The 18,394-nt window shown below is 68.8% G+C and carries 20 protein-coding genes; 14 read left to right on the forward strand and 6 right to left on the reverse strand.

Annotation, left to right across the window (positions count from 1 at the left end):
• Nucleotides 1-86 precede the first annotated feature (86 nt).
• From cysG to murU, 4 genes are all read left to right on the forward strand, one after another.
• Nucleotides 87-1,541, forward strand: a complete 1,455-nt coding sequence (gene cysG / locus DX912_RS10880; RefSeq protein ID WP_115842534.1) for a siroheme synthase CysG — start codon at nucleotides 87-89, stop codon at nucleotides 1,539-1,541.
• 40 nt (nucleotides 1,542-1,581) lie between these two features.
• Complete coding sequence (gene cysK / locus DX912_RS10885) at nucleotides 1,582-2,559, forward strand: cysteine synthase A (RefSeq protein ID WP_115842535.1); 978 nt, start codon at nucleotides 1,582-1,584, stop codon at nucleotides 2,557-2,559.
• 151 nt (nucleotides 2,560-2,710) lie between these two features.
• The gene (locus tag DX912_RS10890) at nucleotides 2,711-3,751 is read left to right on the forward strand and encodes an aminoglycoside phosphotransferase family protein (protein WP_115842536.1); all 1,041 of its coding nucleotides are present in this window, start codon (nucleotides 2,711-2,713) and stop codon (nucleotides 3,749-3,751) included.
• Nucleotides 3,752-3,768: 17 nt separating this feature from the next.
• The gene (gene murU / locus DX912_RS10895) at nucleotides 3,769-4,470 is read left to right on the forward strand and encodes an N-acetylmuramate alpha-1-phosphate uridylyltransferase MurU (RefSeq protein WP_115842607.1); all 702 of its coding nucleotides are present in this window, start codon (nucleotides 3,769-3,771) and stop codon (nucleotides 4,468-4,470) included.
• Nucleotides 4,471-4,713: 243 nt separating this feature from the next.
• On the opposite strand, the gene hda is transcribed toward murU, so the two are convergent.
• Genes hda through DX912_RS10910 form a run of 3 tightly spaced genes read right to left on the reverse strand, consistent with a single transcriptional unit; the run spans nucleotide 4,714 to nucleotide 7,755 of the window.
• Nucleotides 4,714-5,430: a DnaA regulatory inactivator Hda gene (gene hda, locus DX912_RS10900; protein WP_115842537.1), complete on the reverse strand. Its 717-nt coding sequence runs from the start codon at nucleotides 5,428-5,430 to the stop codon at nucleotides 4,714-4,716.
• A gap of 22 nt (nucleotides 5,431-5,452) precedes the next feature.
• Nucleotides 5,453-6,616 (reverse strand): AI-2E family transporter, encoded by a 1,164-nt coding sequence (locus DX912_RS10905; RefSeq protein WP_115842538.1) that lies wholly within the window; start codon nucleotides 6,614-6,616, stop codon nucleotides 5,453-5,455.
• 23 nt (nucleotides 6,617-6,639) lie between these two features.
• Nucleotides 6,640-7,755 (reverse strand): DUF2066 domain-containing protein, encoded by a 1,116-nt coding sequence (locus tag DX912_RS10910; protein ID WP_115842539.1) that lies wholly within the window; start codon nucleotides 7,753-7,755, stop codon nucleotides 6,640-6,642.
• 120 nt (nucleotides 7,756-7,875) lie between these two features.
• On the opposite strand from DX912_RS10910, the gene purM reads away from it, so the two are divergent.
• The 4 genes from purM to DX912_RS10930 are packed head-to-tail and all read left to right on the forward strand — an operon-like array spanning nucleotide 7,876 to nucleotide 11,128.
• A complete protein-coding gene (gene purM, locus DX912_RS10915) occupies nucleotides 7,876-8,934 on the forward strand; it encodes a phosphoribosylformylglycinamidine cyclo-ligase (RefSeq protein WP_181902801.1) in 1,059 nt (352 codons plus the stop codon).
• An 8-nt stretch (nucleotides 8,935-8,942) separates the two neighbouring features.
• Complete coding sequence (purN, locus tag DX912_RS10920; protein ID WP_115842540.1) at nucleotides 8,943-9,635, forward strand: phosphoribosylglycinamide formyltransferase; 693 nt, start codon at nucleotides 8,943-8,945, stop codon at nucleotides 9,633-9,635.
• Between the two features lie 54 nt (nucleotides 9,636-9,689).
• Nucleotides 9,690-10,427, forward strand: a complete 738-nt coding sequence (locus tag DX912_RS10925) for a DUF3108 domain-containing protein (RefSeq protein ID WP_115842541.1) — start codon at nucleotides 9,690-9,692, stop codon at nucleotides 10,425-10,427.
• Entirely contained in the window at nucleotides 10,427-11,128 is a 702-nt protein-coding gene (locus DX912_RS10930) for a DUF3108 domain-containing protein (RefSeq protein WP_115842542.1), read from the forward strand. Before DX912_RS10925 ends, DX912_RS10930 begins: the two co-directional genes overlap by 1 nt.
• Before the next feature lie 92 nt (nucleotides 11,129-11,220).
• Here DX912_RS10930 and DX912_RS10935 read toward each other — a convergent pair whose 3' ends face one another.
• From DX912_RS10935 to DX912_RS10945, 3 genes are all read right to left on the reverse strand, one after another.
• Nucleotides 11,221-11,547: an EF-hand domain-containing protein gene (locus DX912_RS10935; protein WP_233433563.1), complete on the reverse strand. Its 327-nt coding sequence runs from the start codon at nucleotides 11,545-11,547 to the stop codon at nucleotides 11,221-11,223.
• Nucleotides 11,548-11,553: 6 nt separating this feature from the next.
• Nucleotides 11,554-12,831, reverse strand: a complete 1,278-nt coding sequence (gene murA, locus DX912_RS10940; protein WP_115842543.1) for a UDP-N-acetylglucosamine 1-carboxyvinyltransferase — start codon at nucleotides 12,829-12,831, stop codon at nucleotides 11,554-11,556.
• 91 nt (nucleotides 12,832-12,922) lie between these two features.
• Complete coding sequence (locus DX912_RS10945; RefSeq protein ID WP_115842544.1) at nucleotides 12,923-13,159, reverse strand: BolA family protein; 237 nt, start codon at nucleotides 13,157-13,159, stop codon at nucleotides 12,923-12,925.
• A 201-nt stretch (nucleotides 13,160-13,360) separates the two neighbouring features.
• Between DX912_RS10945 and DX912_RS10950 the strand changes: the two genes are divergently transcribed.
• The 6 genes from DX912_RS10950 to DX912_RS10975 all read left to right on the forward strand — a co-directional run bounded on the left by DX912_RS10950 (nucleotide 13,361) and on the right by DX912_RS10975 (nucleotide 18,279).
• Nucleotides 13,361-14,392: a KpsF/GutQ family sugar-phosphate isomerase gene (locus DX912_RS10950; protein WP_115842610.1), complete on the forward strand. Its 1,032-nt coding sequence runs from the start codon at nucleotides 13,361-13,363 to the stop codon at nucleotides 14,390-14,392.
• A 7-nt stretch (nucleotides 14,393-14,399) separates the two neighbouring features.
• Entirely contained in the window at nucleotides 14,400-14,981 is a 582-nt protein-coding gene (locus DX912_RS10955; RefSeq protein WP_115842545.1) for a KdsC family phosphatase, read from the forward strand.
• Nucleotides 14,978-15,562 (forward strand): LPS export ABC transporter periplasmic protein LptC, encoded by a 585-nt coding sequence (lptC, locus tag DX912_RS10960; protein WP_115842546.1) that lies wholly within the window; start codon nucleotides 14,978-14,980, stop codon nucleotides 15,560-15,562. The genes DX912_RS10955 and lptC overlap by 4 nt, the downstream gene beginning before the upstream one ends.
• Entirely contained in the window at nucleotides 15,549-16,046 is a 498-nt protein-coding gene (gene lptA / locus DX912_RS10965) for a lipopolysaccharide transport periplasmic protein LptA (protein ID WP_181902802.1), read from the forward strand. The genes lptC and lptA overlap by 14 nt, the downstream gene beginning before the upstream one ends.
• The gene (gene lptB, locus DX912_RS10970) at nucleotides 16,046-16,765 is read left to right on the forward strand and encodes an LPS export ABC transporter ATP-binding protein (RefSeq protein ID WP_115842548.1); all 720 of its coding nucleotides are present in this window, start codon (nucleotides 16,046-16,048) and stop codon (nucleotides 16,763-16,765) included. The genes lptA and lptB overlap by 1 nt, the downstream gene beginning before the upstream one ends.
• Nucleotides 16,766-16,848: 83 nt before the next feature.
• The gene (locus tag DX912_RS10975) at nucleotides 16,849-18,279 is read left to right on the forward strand and encodes an RNA polymerase factor sigma-54 (protein WP_115842549.1); all 1,431 of its coding nucleotides are present in this window, start codon (nucleotides 16,849-16,851) and stop codon (nucleotides 18,277-18,279) included.
• Nucleotides 18,280-18,394: the final 115 nt, after the last annotated feature.

Below are 18,394 nucleotides of genomic sequence, written 5' to 3' on the forward strand. Positions count from 1 at the left end.
CGGCATGACCGCAGGCGGCGGCGTCATTTCCGCACGTCGGGGTGCATGCGTAGCGTCACGGAATCCCTCCGTTTCGCTTCGATGCCATGAGCAGTCCGGTGGCCTCAGATCCGCAGGCTTCGCGCCCCCTCTTCCCCGTGTTCGCCGACCTGCATGGCCGCACCGTGCTGGTCGTTGGCGGCGGAACGGTGGCGCTGCGCAAGGCCACGGCGTTGCGCGAGGCCGGAGCGCGGGTGCGCGTGGGCGCGCCGGCACTGAACGCGGAACTGGCGGCGCTGGCCGAGCGTGGCGACATCGAACATCTGCCTGGCGAATTCGCGCCGCACTGGCTCGATGACGCGTGGCTGGCGATTGCCGCCACCGATGACGACGTCGTGAACCGCGCCGTGGCCGAGGCCGGTGAGGCGCGCCGTCTCTGGGTGAACGTGGTCGACGACGCGCAGGCGTCTACCGTGCAGATTCCGGCGCGCGTCGACCGCGGTCCGTTGCAGGTGGCGATCTCCAGCGGCGGCGCCGCGCCGATGCTCGCGCGCCACCTGCGCGAGACGCTGGAAACGCAGCTCGACGCATCGCTGGGCGAGCTGGCGAACCTGCTTGGCCGCGAACGCACGCGCATCCGCGCGCGCTTCCCGCAGCTCGGCGCACGACGCCGTTTCTTCGACCGCCTGCTGCGCGGCAAGGTGCCGGCGCTGCTGCGCAAGCGGCAGCATCTGGCCGCCGAACGCGAATTCGCGGCGCAACTGCACGCCGAAGTCCCTTCTTCGCGCGGCAGCGTCGCGCTCGTCGGCGCGGGCCCGGGCGATCCGGGCCTGCTCACGTTGCGTGCGCTGCGCGTGCTCAACGAAGCCGACGTGATCCTGCACGACCGCCTCGTCAGCGACGAGGTGATGCAACTCGTGCGACGCGACGCGCAGCGCATCGAAGTCGGCAAGCAGGCCGGCAACCACCACGCGACGCAGGCGCAGATCCACGCGCTGATGCTCGACCACGCTGGCGCCGGCAAGCGCGTCGTGCGCCTGAAGGGCGGTGATCCGTTCGTGTTCGGCCGCGGCGGCGAGGAGCTCGAAGTGCTGCGCGATGCGGGCATCGACTTCGAGGTCGTGCCCGGCATCACCGCCGCGCTCGCATGCGCCGCGTATGCCGGCGTGCCGCTCACGCATCGCGACCACGCCCAGTCGGTGCGGCTGGTCACCGCGCACTGCAAGGACTCCGACGACACGCTCGACTGGCAGGCGCTCGCGCAGGAACGCCAGACGCTCGCCGTCTACATGGGTGTCGCCGGCCTGGACCGCTTCAGCGCGCGCCTGATCGAACACGGACGTGCCGCGTCGACGCCGTTCGCCATCGTCGAGAACGGCTCGCGTGCGAACCAGCGCGTGATCGTCGGCACGCTGTCGGACCTGGCGCAGCGCGCGCGCGAACACGACGTCCAATCGCCGGCGCTGCTGATCGTGGGCGAAGTCGCCGCGCTCGCGGACACGCTGCACTGGTTCGGCGCGCCGCCGCTGCGTGGCGCGCCGGCCATCGCCGCGGCCGCCTGATTCCTGCAACACCACCCCTACATCGAAACGAGGCAACGCCATGGCCCTTTACGACAGCATCCTCGACACCATCGGCAGCACGCCCATCGTCAAGCTGCATCGCATCGCGCCGAAGCACGTGACGCTGTACGCGAAGGTCGAATCGTTCAATCCCGGCGGCTCGGTGAAGGATCGTCTCGCGCTCGCCATCGTGCTCGACGCCGAGCGCAAGGGCCTGCTCAAGCCGGGACAGACCATCGTCGAGGCGACTTCGGGCAACACCGGCATCGCGCTCGCACTCGTCGCGGCGGCGCGCGGATACCCGTTCGTCGCGGTGATGACGGAAACCTTCTCCGTTGAACGCCGCAAACTGATGCGCGCATACGGCGCGAAGGTGATCCTGACGCCCGCCGCCGAGCGCGGCACCGGCATGGTGCGCCGCGCGAAGGAACTGGCCGAGAAGCACGGCTGGTTCCTGGCGCGCCAGTTCGAGAACGAAGCCAACCCGGCCTACCACCGCAGCACGACCGGCCCGGAAATCCTGCGCGATTTCGCTGGCAAGCGGCTGGACTACTTCGTCAGCGGCTGGGGCACCGGCGGCACGATCACCGGCGCCGGCGAAGTGTTGAAGCTCGCGCGTCCGGACCTGAAGGTCATCGCCAGCGAGCCCGCCGGCGCGGCGCTGCTGTCGGGCAAGGAGTGGCAACCGCACAAGATCCAGGGCTGGACGCCGGACTTCCTCCCCGCCGTGCTCAGCCGCACCGTCGCCGACGAAGTGCTGCCGGTCGATGAAGTGCTCGCGCGCGATACCGCGCGGCGCCTTGCCGCGGAGGAAGGGCTGTTCGTCGGCATCTCGGCGGGCGCGACCGTGGCCGCGGCGCTGAAGGTCGCCGAAAGCGCGCCGGAAGGCTCGGTGCTGCTGGCCGTGCTGCCCGACACCGGCGAGCGCTACCTGTCGACCTTCCTGTTCGAGGGCGTGTCCGAAGGCTCGGACGACGAGTGGCTGGAATCGCTGGAGCGCGACGCGGTCGCCGCGTGACGGCCCGCAATGCGAACGTCGCGTGAGCGCCGCGCAAGCCGGTGCCGCGCGACGCGGGCCGTGAGCGCGGTGCATTCCACCGTGCACGGCCGGCGGGCTAACCTGTGCGTGGCGGCGATTGTGGTCGCCAGCGATCCCGCACGGAGCCTGCATGACCGTCGTACCCGGTTCGAATCCGCTTCCCACGCCCGACGCCACCGAGCGTGAAAACGCGCGCCTCGCCTGGGCGCGCGCCGCCACCGACGTCCCCGACCTCGAACTGGTGCGCGCGTCCGTCGATGCGGGCCATCGCAGTTACTGGCGCGTGCAGACCTCCGGCGGCAGTCGCATCGTCATGGATTCCCCGCCGCAGCTCGAAGACGTGCGTCCGTGGCTGCGCATGCGCGCGCTCCTGGAAAGCGGCGGCGTGCGCGTGCCGCAGGTGCTGGTGGAAGACGTCGCCAACGGCTTCCTGCTGCTGGAGGACCTCGGCGGACCGACGCTCGCGCAGACCATCGACGAGAGCAACGCCGACGCGCACTTCGACGCGGCGATCGAACAACTGCTGCGCCTGCAGGCGATCCAGCCGCCGCTGGGCACGGGCGAATTCGGTGAAGCGCTACTGCAGCGCGACGCGGGCCTGTTCGAGGACTGGTTCCTGCGCCGGCACCTGGGCCTCGAACTGACCTGCGACGACCTGGACCGCCTCGAACTCGGCCAGCGCCGCCTGATGGACAACGCGCTGCATCAGACACGCGTGCTGACGCATCGGGATTTCATGCCGCGGAACCTGATGCCGGTCGAGGGCGGCCCGGCCGTGCTGGATTTCCAGGATTGCGTATGGGGTCCGGTCGCCTACGATCCGGTGAGCCTGTTCAAGGACGCGTTCCTGAGCTGGCCGCTGGAACGCGTGGACGAGTGGCTGGCGCGTTACCACGAACGTGCGGTGCGTGCGCGCATTCCCGTGCCGCCGTTGCCGGTGTTCCAGCGCGATGCCGACTGGCTCGGCGTGCAGCGGCACCTGAAGATCCTGGGCATCTTCTCGCGCCTGCATTACCGCGACGGCAAGAGCAAATATCTGCCCGACGCGCCGCGCTTCATCCGCTACCTCGACGAAGTGCTGCCGCGTTACTCCGAACTGACGCCGTTGCGCGAAGTACTGGACGTGCGCATCCGCCCGGCGATGGAACGCGTCGCCCTGCCCTCGCCGTGACCCGCCCGGAGTTCCGCTTGAAAGCGCTGATCTTCGCCGCCGGTCTCGGTGAGCGCATGCGACCGCTGACCGACCACACGCCCAAGCCGCTGCTGCGCGCCGGCGGCAAGCGGCTCATCGAATGGCATCTGGAAAAACTCGCCGCGCTCGGCATTGCCGACATCGTGATCAACACCAGCTGGCTGGCGTCGCAGTTCCCCGAGCAACTCGGCGATGGCGAACGGTGGGGCGTGTCGATCCGCTACTCGTACGAGGGCGACCGCCCGCTGGAAACCGGCGGCGGCATGCTGCATGCGCTGCCATTGATCGGCGCGGAACCGTTCGTGCTGGTCAATGGCGACGTGTGGAGCGATTACGACTTCGCGCGTCTGCCCCGCGAGCCGGCGGGCTTCGCGCACCTGGTGATGGTCGATCGTCCGGCGCAGGCGACGCAGGGCGATTTCGCGCTCGATGCCGACGGGTTCGTGCGTGCCGATGGCGAGGATCGGCTCACCTATTCCGGCATCGGCGTGTATCGCCCGCAACTGCTGGACGACTGGCGTTCGCACAGCAGCGATGCGGGCGCGGACGAAACGCCGGCACGCTTCCGCTTGGCGCCGATCCTACGCGCGCATATGGCGCAGGGCCGCATCACCGGCGAACACCATCGCGGGCGTTGGACGGACGTTGGAACGCCGGAGCGGTTGGCGGGGCTGGAGCGGGAGCTGGCAGGCGCTTAAGTCCACGCTGTCGCTTGAGGGGCGTGGGTTTTAGCCCCTCTCCCTGCGGGAGAGGGGTTGGGGTGAGGGGTAACGAAGCCTCATGGGCGAACCATCGACGCCGCACCGCGCTGCGCTGTTGCGCTGCGCGATCCACACGTCGCGAAGATCAGATAGGTTCGAGCTTTCGCTGGAATGACGAGAGGGTGCTGACGGATCGCGGGCCTGGGTCCCGGCTTTTGCCGGCATGACGGATTTGTGCCCCTACGAACCCGACTCCCCACTCCCCAGCGTCTGCCGAAGGAACGGCACCGTCACCCGCCGCTGCGCCGCGAGGGACGCGCGGTCGAGCCGGTCCAGCAGCGCAGTGAGTCCGCCCAGATCGCGGCCCACGCGTCGCAGCAGCCAGTCGAGCGCCGTGTCTTCGAGCACGAGCCCGCGGCGCTGCGCACGCTGGCGCAGCACGTCCCGGCGGCCGTCTTCGTCCAGCGGCGCGAGCGTGATGCGCGTGCACTGTCCCAGGCGCGAACGCAGGTCCGGCAGGGTCAGCCCGGTCGCGTCGGGAATGTCGCGCGCGGCATAGACCAGCGCGCGGCCCGCGGCGCGCGCGCGGTTGTGGGCGTCGAACAACGCGACTTCGTCCTCGCGATGGCCGGCGATGGCGTCGAGGCCATCGAGCGCGATCACGTCGTTGCCTTCGAGGTATTCCAGCGCGTCGCGCAGACGCCCGGCCGCCGCCGCGAGCGGCAGGAACGCGGCGCGACGACCCGCGGCGTCGGTCGCCGCGCACGTCGCCAGCAGCAGATGCGTCTTGCCGACGCCGGCGGGGCCGGCGATGTAGGTGCTGTCGCGACGCGCATCGGCGTGGCCTTCGGCGAGCGCGCGCAGTTGTTCGATCGCGCCGGCGGGCGCGTGCACGAAGGTGTCCAGTCGCTGGTCGGGCGGATAGCGCAAGGCCAGGGGCAACTGCGGAACGCTCACTGCGGGATTACTCGCTCTTCGATCACTCGGGCTTGCGGTCGACCGGCGGCGGCAGGTGCGGATCGGCGAGCGGATCGGGCACGGCGTCCTCGGGCAAGGCATGCGTGCCGACGTAGAGACGGCTGTGGCGGTAGCGCTCCTGCGCGTACCGCAGCAGCACGTTGACCACCGCCGACACCGGGAGCGCCAGCAGCATGCCGAGGAAGCCGAACAGCTGCCCGCCCGCGAGCACGGCGAAGATCACCGCCACCGGGTGCAGGCCGATGCGATCGCCGACGAGCTTGGGCGTCAGCACGTAGCTCTCGATCACCTGGCCGATGCCGAACACCACCAGCACGCCGGCGACGTGCTGCCAGTCGCCGTACTGCACGAGCGCGGCGATCACGCCGAGCAGGATGCCGCTGGCCGGGCCGAGGTACGGCACGAAGGTCAGCAGTCCGGCGATCAGGCCGATGAGGATGCCGAGGTCGAGCCCGACGGCCCACAAGCCCAGCCCGTACATCACGCCCAGCACCAGCATCACCAGGAACTGGCCGCGCAGGAAGGCGCTGAGCACCTCGCTGGATTCGTGCGCCAGGCGGCTCACGACGTCCAGGTGGTCACGCGGGATCAGCGAGGCGACGCGTTCGACCAGCAGGTCCCAGTCGCGCAGGAAGAAGAACGTGATCACCGGCAGCAGCGCGACGTTGGCGACGATGCCGATCACGGCGAAGCCCGAGCGCGAGAGATACCCCAGCACCGTCGCCGCGATGCCGCCGGCGCGGTCCCAGTTCTCGCGCACGAGCTGGCTGAGGTGGCCGAAATCCAGCCAATCGGTGAGTTCGATGCCCAGGCGCTGTTCGACCCACGGCAGCGCGGTCACCATGAACCAGTCGCGATAGTGCGGCCACGAGGCGATCAGCGTTTCGATCTGCCGTTCAAGCAAGGGAACCAGGATCAGCAGGCCCGCCAGCACGATCAGCGCCATCGCGGTGAACACCAGCGTCACCGCGACGTTGCGCGAGCGCCCGGCGCGTTCGAGCCGGTCGACCAGCGGATCGCCGAGCCACGCCAGGATCAGCGCGAACACGAACGGCGTCAGGATCGGTGCGAGCACCCAGACCAGCCAGCACACGGCCAGCGCGAGCGCCGTCCACTGCAGGCGGCGCAGGAAGCGTGCGATGTCGTCCAGGGCTTGCGATTGCATGCGGTTCCTTGTCGGTGATGACGTCAGCGCAGGCGGTAGACCGGCGGCTGGCCTTCCAGGCCTTCCATGACATCGACCACGCCGTCGCGCGCAAGCAGGCGGTTGAAGCCCGGCATGCCGCTGACGAGGTCGAGTTCGTATTCCAGGCCCTGCGGCGTCGCGCGCACCGGCGCGAGGCGACGCACGACCGAGAGCTTCTGCAGATAGCCCGCCAGGCGGATGAAATCATCGCTGCTGTCGATGCCGGTGAAGGTCACGCGGTACACGCCCGGCTCGCCGGACGGCGCGCGCTTGGCGTAACGCTTCATCAGGGCATCGGCCGCGCCGTCGGCGCCGCCGGCCATCAGCTGGCGGGCGTCGGCGCCGGTCTGCGACCAGTTCGCCAGCACCTTGCCGGCATCGACGAAGGTCCAGTCGGCCTTCCAGCCGGCGGTGGCATCGCGGTAGAGCTTGCCGATCAGCTGCATCGGCGGGCTGTAGCGCGCCGACGCGCGTGCCACGGCGGCGCTGTCGCCGCGCCAGATCGCGCCCACGGCCGCCTGTTCGGCGGCGTTGCCGGTCGGAAGGCCGAGCTTGTAGCCCCGCTCGACCGCGCGATTCAGCGCCGGCCGGGCCGCGTTCACCTGCGGCAGGCCGACCAGGCGCGGGCCGCTGCCGTCGTCGATGGCGAGCCAGAGCACCGGCTTGGGCCGCGGCTGCGGCCAGATCGCGATGCCCAGCGTGGCGGCGAGGTCGTTGACGGCCTCCTCGTCGTACTGGATCACCAGCAGGGTGTTGAAGCTCGGCGCGCCCGTCGGGCCGACGCCCTCGTCCTGGCGGTAGTCGTACTGCTTCACGTAGATCTTCGCCTGGCGCAGCTCGTTGCCGACGCCGGGCTTGGACGACACGCTGCGGTCGCCCGACAGCTTGCCCAGCACCTGCGCCAGGCCGCGTGCGAACGCGCCGTTGCGCTCGGTCTCGCCCTGCCCGTTGACCTTCACCTCGGTGGCGTAGATGCCCTCGGCGCGGGCTCGATCGCCTTCCACGCGCTGGGCCCAGGCGCCGGAACTGGCCACCATCAAGGCGGCCGCCATCATCACGAAATGGAGCTTCCGGAGGAACGTCGTGCGCGGCGTTTCCGCGCGGATTGCCCGAACCATCGCTGTACCTGGGTGCGTCATCAGCCGAAATGGTGCCGCAGGCAGGCCCGGCCCGTCCATTCAAGCTCGTCACGACTGTTAAAATCGCCGCTTCATCTCCCGCGACCGACGAGGCCGCCCGTGTCCAGTTCCCCCTCCGCCCCCACTCCGATCACCTACCGCGACGCCGGCGTCGACATCGACGCGGGCAACCAGGTGGTCGAACGCATCAAGCCGCTGGTCAAGCGCAGCTTCCGTCCGGAGGTGATGGGCGGGCTCGGCGGGTTCGGCGCGCTGTTCGACCTGTCGGGCAAGTACAAGGAGCCGGTGCTGGTCTCGGGCACCGACGGCGTGGGCACCAAGCTCAAGCTGGCGCAGCAGTTGAACCGCCACGACACCATCGGCATCGACCTGGTGGCGATGTGCGTCAACGACGTCCTCGTCCAGGGCGCCGAGCCGCTGTTCTTCCTCGATTATTTCGCGACGGGCAAGCTGGACGTGGACACCACGGTCGCCGTGGTGGGCGGCATCGCGAAGGGCTGCGAGCTCTCCGGCTGCGCGCTGATCGGCGGCGAAACCGCCGAGATGCCCGACATGTACCCCCCGGGCGAATACGACCTCGCCGGTTTCTGCGTCGCCGCGGTGGAGAAGTCCAAGCTGCTCGACGGCGCCAAGGTGCGCGAGGGCGACGTCCTGATCGGCATCGCTTCCAGCGGCCCGCATTCGAACGGCTACTCGCTGGTGCGCAGGATCTACGACCGCGCCGGCCGCCCGGCCGACCTCGACGTCGGCGGCGTCAAGCTGATCGACGCGCTGATGGCGCCGACGCAGCTGTACGTGAAGCCGGTGCTCGAACTGCTCGGCAAGCACGACCTGCACGCCATGGCGCACATCACCGGCGGCGGCCTGACCGAAAACATCATCCGCGTGATTCCGGACGGCCTCGGCCTCGACATCGAGGCGTCGGCGATCGTGCTGCCGCCGGTGTTCGAGTGGCTGCAGCGCGAAGGCGCCGTGCCGAACGAAGAGATGTGGCGCACCTTCAATTGCGGCGTCGGCTTCGTGCTGGTCGTCGCGCCGGGCGATGCCGCGGCGGTGAACGCCGACCTCGACCGCCTGGGCCTGCGTCATCGCCCGATCGGCCAGGTCGTGAAGGCCGCCGCGGGCGCGTCGCTCGAAAGCCGCGTCCACATCGGTTGAGCGCGCACTTGAGCGCGACGCCGACGCGTCCCGACCGCATCGCGGTGCTGGTGTCGGGGCGCGGCAGCAACCTGCAGGCGATCCTCGATGCGATCGACGCCGGCACGCTGCCGGCGCACATCGTGGGCGTGTTTTCCGACAAGCCATCCGCGGCGGCGCTTGAGCGCGTCGAACCTGCATTGCGCTGGAGTGCGAGCCCGAAGGATTACGCCTCGCGAGAGGCCTTCGACGCCGCGCTCGGCGATGCGATCGAGGCCACGCAGCCGGACTGGATCGTCTGCGCCGGCTACCTGCGCATCCTGTGCGATGCGTTCGTCGAACGCTTCCAGGGACGGCTGCTCAACATCCATCCGTCCCTGCTGCCGAAGTACCCCGGCCTGCGTACGCACGCGCGCGCGATCGCCGACGGCGAGGCCGAGCATGGCGCGAGCGTGCATTTCGTGATCCCCGAACTCGATGCCGGCACCGTCGTCGCGCAGGCGCGCGTGCCGGTGCGCCCCGGGGATGATGCCGATGCGCTGGCCGCGCGCGTGCTTGAAGTCGAGCACCCGCTGCTGCTCGCGGTGCTGCGGTTGGCGGTCGCGGGCCGGCTGGCTGAACGGGGAACCACCACGACCCTGGACGGTCATGCCCTGTTTACGCCGCTCCTCCTAGATTCCGCCGGTGCCCTGCGTGCCCCCGGCGCCGACGGCCCCGTCTGACGGGCCTTCCGGGGAATCGGCATGACACGGCACCTTCCCACGTATTGGCTGTCGATGAAGCACCTCTCCCGCGTCCTTACCACCGCCCCGCTGCTCTGCCTCGTGCTGGCGTCGTTTTCCGCGCCGGCGTCGGCGCTGGAGCCGTTCGTGGCGAACTACCAGATTTTCAACGAAGGCAAGCCGCTGGGCGAAGCGACCATGCAGGTCGTGCCCGATGCAAATCCCGCGCACTGGCGCATCGATCTCGACATGCGCGGCACGAAGGGCCTGATGGGCCTGGCCAACGTCAATGCGCAGCAGAGCACGGTGTTCGATGTCGTCGGCAACGACGTCTATCGGCCGCTGAGCCAGAGCACGGTGCGCAAGGCGATCTTCGTCGGCCGCAAGATGACGGGCACCTACGACTGGAATGCGCGCACCGCGCGCTGGACGGGCGATGTGAAGAAGAAGCGCCAGGTGCCGGTGCCGCTGAAGGACGGCGACATGAGCGGGCTGCTGATCAACCTCGCGATCGTCCGCGATGCGCAGCCCGGCAAGGCGCTGCAGTACCGCTTCGTCGACAACGGTCGCGCGCGCGACCACAACTTCACCGTCGCGCAGGATCTGGAACCGGTCACCGTCGACGGCATGGGATTCAACGCGATGCGCGTGAGCCGCGTTCAGGGCTCGAACAACGACGAAACGGTAGTGTGGGTCGTGGAAGGCGTCCCCACCCCCGTGCGGATCCTGCAGCGCGAAAATGGCACGGATACTTACGACCTGCGCCTGGTCGACTACAAAGGAGCTCCCTGATGGCCCCCACAAAGGCTCGCTTCACCACCCGCCTGCTGCGCCCGTTGGCTGCAGCGGCGATCCTGGCTGCGGTCAGCGCGCCGGCGCTGGCGATCCAGCCCTTCACCGCCGATTACCAGGCCAGCTACATGGGCATGCAGGGCGCCGGCAAGATGACGCTCGTCGCCGACGGCGCCAACCGCTGGAAGTACAGCCTCTCGGTGACCAGCCCGCTGGCGAACCTGCGCCAGACGACCGTCTTTGAAGATACCGGCGGCCAGTGGCGCCCGGTGTCGGGCAACGACAGCTCGCAGGTGCTCACCAAGAAGCAGAACAAGAACGCCACCTACGACTGGTCCAAGGGCGTGGCGACGTGGACGGGCGACGTGAAGCCCGAACGCGCCGGCCCGATCAAGCTGCAGGCCGGCGACATGGACGCGCTGCTGATCAACCTGGCGATCGTGCGCGACGTGCAGGCCGGCAAGACCACGCACTACCGGATGGTCGAGGACGGCCGCGTCAAGGACCTCACCTACACCGTCGCCGGCAAGGAAGCGATCACCGTCGGCGGCCAGTCGAAGCAGGCGACGAAGGTCGTCAGCAAGCAGGGCGACAAGGAAACCATCGCGTGGGTGGTCGACGGCATGCCGGTGCCGGCGCGCATCCTCCAGCGCGACAAGGGCCAGGACGCGATCGACCTGCGGGTACAGAACGTCCGCTGATCCGCGACATCACCGACAAGCAAAAGGCCCCGCATCGCGGGGCCTTTTCGTTTCAACCGACAGGCGCGCCGTTCGAAGCGCCGGGCTGCGGCTTACTTCGACGCCGGCTGCACCACCGTCTTGCAGTCGACGCGCAGCGACTGCTCGCTTCCACGGAACGCGAACGTGCGGCATTCGCGCGCGCCTTCGGTCGTCGTGGTGACGGTGACCGCGTAGAACGACTGGAGCATCTCGCGCATGGTGACGTTGCCGTCGTTGTTCCAGTCCATGTCCTTGCGTTCGATGCCGCGCGTGGCGGCCGCACCAGTGAAGTGCAGCCAGCCGACGACGATGAGCAGCGTGACGAAGAAGCCCAGCGTCGCCATGCGGCGCGCGGTAAAGGGAGCCGACTTCTTTCGCGAGAGATCGATCAGAGCCATCGTGGATCAGCCTGCGATGCGGCGGATGTTCGCGCCGAGGCCCGACAGCTTTTCCTCGATGTTTTCGTAGCCGCGATCGAGGTGGTAGATGCGGTCGATGGTGGTCGCGCCTTCGGCGACCAGGCCCGCGAGCACCAGCGACGCCGATGCGCGAAGGTCGGTCGCCATCACCGGCGCGCCGCTGAGGCGCTGCACGCCGCGCACGATCGCCGTGTGGCCTTCCACGCGGATGTCGGCACCCAGGCGCTGCAGTTCCGACACGTGCATGAAACGGTTTTCGAAGATGGTCTCGTTGATCACGCCCACGCCTTCGGCGATGCAGTTGAGCGCCATGAACTGCGCCTGCATGTCCGTCGGGAACGCCGGATGCGGCGCGGTGGTGAGGTCGACCGACTTCGGACGACGGCCGTCCATGTCGAGCGTGATGCGATCGCCATCGACGGTGATGTCGGCGCCGGCCTGCTTGAGCTTGTCGATCACCGCGTCGAGCGTGTCCGGGCGCGCGTTGCGCACGGTCACGCGGCCGCCGGTCATCGCCGCGGCGACGAGGAAGGTGCCGGTCTCGATGCGATCGGGCAATACGTGGTGGCTTCCGCCGTGCAGGCGTTCGACGCCGTGCACGACGATGCGGCCGCTGCCGGCGTGCTCGATGTTCGCGCCGAGTGCGTTGAGGCAGTCGGCCAGGTCGACGATCTCCGGCTCCATCGCGGCGTTTTCCAGCACGCTGGTGCCTTCGGCGAGCGCGGCGGCCATCAGCACGTTCTCGGTGCCGGTGACGGTGACCATGTCGAACACGAAGCGCGCGCCTTTCAGGCGACCGTCACGGCGGGCCTTGATGTAGCCGTTCTCGACGGTGATGTCGGCGCCCAGCGCCTGCAGACCCTTGATGTGCTGGTCGACGGGACGCGAACCGATCGCGCAGCCGCCGGGCAGCGAGACTTCCGCCGCGCCGTACTTGGCCAGCAGCGGACCGAGCACGAGCACCGAGGCGCGCATCGTCTTGACCAGTTCATACGGCGCGACGTGGCTGTGGACGGTGGTCGGGTCGATCACCATGCCGCGGCCGCGGCCGAGCGTCCCCTCGTCCACCGTGATGCCGGCGCCGAGTTCTCCCAGCAGCTTGGCCGTGGTCACCACGTCGTGCAGGTTCGGCACGTTGGTGATCGATACCGGGCCATCGGCGAGCAGCGTTGCGCACAGGATCGGCAGCACGGCGTTCTTCGCGCCGGAGATCTGCACATCGCCGTTGAGCGCGGCGCCGCCTTCTACAACGATCTTTTGCATGGGGACGTGGTTCGTGATTGGTGATTCGTGATGGGGTCGCGCGCTGCGTGGATTCAAGAGGGCCGACGCATCGTCGGCCACGAACCGCCGACTACGCCTGTCCTGCCTCTTCCGGCGTCAGCGTCTTGAGCGCGAGCGCGTGGATTTCGCCGCCCATGCGGTCGCCGAGCGTGGCGTACACCAGGCGATGGCGGGCCAGCGGCAGCTTGCCGCGGAAGGCTTCGGCCACGACGGTGGCTTCGAAATGCACGCCGTCGTCGCCCTGCACGTCGGCGCGCGCGCCGGGCAGGCCCTGTTCGATCAGCTGGCGGATGGTGTCGGGATTCAAGGGACGGCCTTTGGAGTCTGGGCTTCGGGGGAATGGGCGTGGAAGCGTGCGGTTTTCGCGCGTCCTGCGCGCCGCGCATGCCGGCGGTGGCCATCGGCCTGGCGCTGTCGGGGCGCCCGTGACGGGCACTTGCCGGCGCAACCGCCTAGAATGGAGGGATTAGCCTAGCGGAAAGACCCCCGGTCCGAAATGGCGCGCCCCATGGCCAGCATTCCCGTTCCCTCTCGTTCCTCGCCCCTCCACGCGTCGACCTACGCCGACGACCCGGCCACGCTCGCCGCGAGCGGACGCCGCGTCTTCGAGATCGAAGCGCAGGCGCTGGCCGAAGTCGCCGCGCGCATCGACGGCGACTTCAGCGCCGCCTGCCGCCTGATCCTCGCCTCGCAGGGGCGGGTGGTCTGCACCGGCATGGGCAAGTCGGGGCACATCGCCCGAAAGATCGCCGCGACCCTCGCGTCCACCGGCACCCCCGCGTTCTACGTGCATCCGGGCGAAGCCGGGCACGGCGATCTGGGCATGATCACCGACGTCGACGTCGTGCTGGCGCTGTCCTACTCGGGCGAAAGCGACGAAGTGCTGATGCTGCTGCCGGTGCTCAAGCGCCAGGGCAACAAGCTCATCGCGATGACGGGCCGGCCGAACTCCTCGCTCGCGCGCGAAGCCGATGTGCACCTGGACGTGAGCGTCCACGCCGAAGCGTGCCCGCTCGCGCTGGCGCCGACCTCCAGCACCACCGCTTCGCTCGCGATGGGCGATGCGCTCGCCGTCGCGCTGCTCGACGCGCGCGGTTTCACCGCCGACGATTTCGCGCGTTCGCACCCGGCCGGTTCGCTCGGGCGCCGCCTGCTGCTGCACATCGCCGACATCATGCATTCGGGCGACAGCGTTCCGCGCGTGGGCGCCGACGCCAGCGTCAGCGAAGCGCTGGTCGAGATGAGCCGCAAGCGCCTGGGCATGACCGCGGTGGTCGACGAGAACGATCGCCTGCTCGGCCTCTACACCGACGGCGACCTTCGCCGCACGCTCGACGACGATCGGCTCGACCTGCGCAACACGCGCATCGTCGAGGTCATGACGCGTTCGCCCAAGACCATCGGCAGCGACGCGATGGCCGTGGAAGCGGCGCAACTGATGGAAGCGCACAAGATCAGCGGCCTGCTGGTCGTGGACGATGAAGGACGCGTGGTCGGCGCCCTCAACATTCATGACCTGTTGCGCGCAAGGGTGGTCTAAGAACCCCATGCCCTACAGCCACCTAAACGACTACCCCGCCGACATCCGCGAACGCGCCACGCGCGTGCGGCTCGCGTGCTTCGACGTCGACGGCACGTTGACCGACGGGCGGTTGTACTTCGATGGCGAGGGCAGCGAACTGAAGGCCTTCCACGTGCACGACGGCCAGGGCCTGACGCTGCTGGGCAAGGTCGGCATCGCCGTGGCCTTCATCACCGCACGCGGCGGCCCCATCGCGAAACGCCGCGGCGCCGACCTGGGCATCGACGAGGTACACGTGGGCGTGAAGGACAAGCTGGCGTGCGTGCAGGACATCGCCGCGCGACTGGGCATCGGCATGGAACAGGTGTCCTTCATGGGCGACGACCTCGCCGACCTGCGCGTGATGCTGCAGACCGGATTCGCGGTCGCGCCGGCCGACGCGCACCGCTGGGTCGCCGAACGCGTGCACTGGCGCACGACCGCGCGCGCCGGCCATGGCGCGGTTCGCGAATTCTGCGACCTGCTGCTCGCCGCCCAGGGCCACGCCGAACGCCTGCTGGCCGACCTGTTGCGCCTGGAAGGCGTGCGCGTGGAAGGCAACGCATGAAGTGGAGCGCGATGAACTGGCGCGCGATCGGCACGCTCGCGCTGTTGTGCGGCGCCCTGCTCAGCGGCTGGATGATGTGGCAGCAACGCGACCGCGGCACCGCGACGGGCCCCGTCGGCAAACGTCCGGACTACGTGCTGCACGACTTCCAGGCCACCGTGCTCGATGAGGGCGGGCGCGAGTCCTTCACCGTCGTGGCGCCGAAGCTGGAGCGCGATCCCGACGTGCGGACGATGCAGATCGCCACGCCCGAATTCCAGATCCCGCCGCGTGAAGGCAGCCAGGCCTCGGCGTGGACGATCAACTCCCAGAGCGGCTGGGTCAGCGAGAAGGCGGACGAGGTGCGTCTGCTCGGCGGCGTGCGCGCCCAGAGCGCGAATGCTGACGGCAAGCCGATCAAGATCGTCACCGAGGAACTGAACGTCTTCCCCGATGCACGCCGCGCCACCACGGCCTCGCAGGTAACCCTCACGCAGCCCGGCCTTATACTGAACGGCCGCGGCCTGGATGCCGACCTCGATGCCAAGCGCATCACCCTCAAGAACGATGTCAAGGCCCGATATGAACGTGCTGCCCCTTAGCGCTGTGCTGCTGGCACTGGCTCTCATGCCGGCGACGGTGTTCGCGCGCACGTCCGATCGCAACAAGCCGATGGACATCGACGCCGGCAAGAGCGACTACTCGATGGACGACAGCCGTCCGACGGTGCTCAGCGGCGGCGTGATCATCACGCAGGGCACGCTGGAGATCCGCGCCGATCAGGCCGTGATCACCTCGGCCAACGGCGATCCGGTGCGTGTGGTGTTGACCGGCTCGCCGGTCACGCTCAAGCAGGAACTCGACGACGGCAAGCAGATGGACGCCGTCGCCAAGAAGGTCGATTACGACCTGAAGACCGAGATCGTCGTCTTCACCGGCAGCGTGAACATCCGCCAGCCGTCGGGCTCGATCGCCGGCGAGCGCGTGGTCTACAACATGAGGACCGGCCAGGTGCAGGGCGGCGGCCAGGGCACGAACGATCGCGTGAAGATCCGCATCATTCCGAAGAACCAGGGGGGCGGCTGATGCTGGTCGCCCAAGGCCTGCGGAAGGCCTACCGTTCGCGCGAAGTGGTGAAGGACTTCGGCCTCACGCTCGATGCCGGCGAAGTGGTCGGCCTGCTCGGCCCCAACGGCGCCGGCAAGACCACGTGCTTCTACATGATCGTCGGCCTGGTTCCCGCCGATGCCGGGCAGATCGTGCTCGACGGCAAGGACATCACCTCGGAGCCGATGTACGCGCGCGCCAAGTACGGTGTCGGCTACCTGCCGCAGGAACCGTCGGTGTTCCGAAAGCTGTCGGTGGCCGACAACATCCGCCTGGTGCTCGAGCTTCGCGAGGACCTGGACCGCAACGGACGTGACCGCGAACTCGACAGCCTGCTCGACGAACTCCAGGTCGGCCACGTCGCCGATCAGATCGGCGCGAGCCTCTCCGGCGGCGAGCGTCGTCGTGTCGAAATCGCACGCGCATTGGCTGCGCGACCGCGCCTGATGCTGCTCGACGAACCCTTCGCCGGCGTGGACCCTATTTCGGTCGGCGAGATCCAGCGGATCGTGAGCCATCTCAAGAATCGCGGAATCGGGGTCCTGATCACGGACCACAACGTCCGCGAAACCTTGGGCATTTGCGATCGTGCGTATATCCTCAACGAAGGCGGCGTTCTGGCGCAGGGTGCACCGGATGCGTTGCTTGCGAACCCCGATGTGCGTCGCGTCTACCTGGGTGAAACCTTCCGGCTGTAAGGATGTAGTCGAAGGGTGCGGTTCCACCGCACACCCATAGCCACGCGGCCGTCGGTTCCCCCTGGTCGCGTTGGCATTGGACAATGAAACCGCGTCTTCAAGCCGCACTCGGACAACAGCTGGTGATGACACCGCAGTTGCGTCAGGCAATCCGCCTGTTGCAGCTGTCTGCGGTCGAGCTCGAGGCTGAACTGGCCGCGGCAGTCGAGAGCAATCCGCTGCTCGACTGGACCGAAACGGCCATCAGCGTCACCAACGGTTCGGCCACCAACGGTGAATCCTCGGGCGAAAGCGCCACCAACGGCGCCGAACCCGAACACCTGCCGCCGGAAGCCGAATGGAACACCGACGGCGAGCCCTGGTACGAACGCGTGGGCCCGGCCGACAGCGACGACGACACGCCGATCGCCGAACAGGTCGCCGAATCGGACACGCTGCACGATCACCTGCTCTGGCAGCTGCACCTCAGCCCGCTCTCCTCGCGCGATCGATCGATCGGCGTCGCGCTGATCGAATCCATCGATGACGACGGCTACCTGCGCGAGCCACTGGACGCGATCGCCGCCTCGCTCGAGTCCTCGCTGGAATGCAGCCAGGACGAACTCACCACCGTGCTGCACCAGATCCAGCAGTTCGACCCGGTGGGCGTAGGCGCACGCACGCTGGGCGAATGCCTCCGTTTGCAGCTCGCGCAGCTGCCGCCGGAGACGCCGGGGCGCGCATTGGCCCACCAGTTGGCCAATGGCCCGCTTGAACGCCTGCCGCGCGTCGGCGTGGCGGGATTGGCGGCCGAACTCAAGCTCGATCTGGCCGAAGCGGAAACGGCCGTGCAGTTGCTGCGCTCGCTCGATCCGCGCCCCGGCGCGCAGATCGGCGCCATCGCCAGCGACACCTACGTCGCACCCGACGTCGTGATCTGGCGCCAGCACGGCCTGTGGCGCGTGGCGCTGGCCGACGGCATGCGTCCGCGGATTTCGATCCATCGCGGCTACGAGAACATGCTGCGCCACGCGAGAGGCACCGACGCCAGCTACCTGCGCGGACACCTGCAGGAAGCGCGCTGGCTGCTCAAGAGCCTGGAAGCACGCGGCGAAACGCTCATCAAGGTGGCGCGCTGCCTGATCAAGCAGCAGGCGGCGTTCCTGGAGTTCGGCGACAGCGCGCTGCGTCCGCTGACCCTGCGCGAAGTCGCGGCCGAGGTCGGCCTGCACGAATCCACCGTCTCGCGCGCGATCGCCCGCAAGTACGCGCGCACCCCGCGCGGCACGGTGCCGCTGCGCGCGTTCTTCGCATCGGGTATCGAGACCGGTACCGGTGGCGAGGCGTCGAGCACGGCGATCCAGGCGATGATCCGCCGCCTCATCGAGGCTGAAAATCCCCGCAAGCCCCTCTCCGACGCCCGCCTGGCCGAGACCCTCAAGGCCACCGGTGTCCCGGTCGCGCGCCGCACCGTCGCAAAGTACCGCGAGGCCATGAGCATCCCGTCCTCGCAGGACCGCGTAAGGATCGGTTAGGAAATCGGGATCGTTGCGTGAAAGCGGCGATCACAAAACCTTGCCGGATCAAAGCGTTCGACGCGCAAGCCCGAAACTGCGGATGGATGCCCCTTGCGCAACGCACCGGGCGTGC

This window comes from Lysobacter soli (assembly GCF_003382285.1).
GTDB lineage: Bacteria > Pseudomonadota > Gammaproteobacteria > Xanthomonadales > Xanthomonadaceae > Lysobacter_J > Lysobacter_J soli.

Bases quoted from the DNA above. Each gene is read 5' to 3' on its own strand.
- lptB (WP_115842548.1), top strand. From the start codon at position 16,046: ATGCTGGTCGCCCAAGGCCTGCGGAAGGCCTACCGTTCGCGCGAAGTG.
- DX912_RS10910 (WP_115842539.1), bottom strand. From the start codon at position 7,755: ATGGTTCGGGCAATCCGCGCGGAAACGCCGCGCACGACGTTCCTCCGG.
- DX912_RS10890 (WP_115842536.1), top strand. From the start codon at position 2,711: ATGACCGTCGTACCCGGTTCGAATCCGCTTCCCACGCCCGACGCCACC.
- DX912_RS10975 (WP_115842549.1), top strand. From the start codon at position 16,849: ATGAAACCGCGTCTTCAAGCCGCACTCGGACAACAGCTGGTGATGACA.
- DX912_RS10925 (WP_115842541.1), top strand. From the start codon at position 9,690: ATGAAGCACCTCTCCCGCGTCCTTACCACCGCCCCGCTGCTCTGCCTC.
- DX912_RS10955 (WP_115842545.1), top strand. From the start codon at position 14,400: ATGCCCTACAGCCACCTAAACGACTACCCCGCCGACATCCGCGAACGC.
- DX912_RS10905 (WP_115842538.1), bottom strand. From the start codon at position 6,616: ATGCAATCGCAAGCCCTGGACGACATCGCACGCTTCCTGCGCCGCCTG.
- lptC (WP_115842546.1), top strand. From the start codon at position 14,978: ATGAAGTGGAGCGCGATGAACTGGCGCGCGATCGGCACGCTCGCGCTG.
- DX912_RS10935 (WP_233433563.1), bottom strand. From the start codon at position 11,547: ATGGCTCTGATCGATCTCTCGCGAAAGAAGTCGGCTCCCTTTACCGCG.
- murA (WP_115842543.1), bottom strand. From the start codon at position 12,831: ATGCAAAAGATCGTTGTAGAAGGCGGCGCCGCGCTCAACGGCGATGTG.
- cysG (WP_115842534.1), top strand. From the start codon at position 87: ATGAGCAGTCCGGTGGCCTCAGATCCGCAGGCTTCGCGCCCCCTCTTC.
- DX912_RS10950 (WP_115842610.1), top strand. From the start codon at position 13,361: ATGGCCAGCATTCCCGTTCCCTCTCGTTCCTCGCCCCTCCACGCGTCG.
- cysK (WP_115842535.1), top strand. From the start codon at position 1,582: ATGGCCCTTTACGACAGCATCCTCGACACCATCGGCAGCACGCCCATC.
- DX912_RS10930 (WP_115842542.1), top strand. From the start codon at position 10,427: ATGGCCCCCACAAAGGCTCGCTTCACCACCCGCCTGCTGCGCCCGTTG.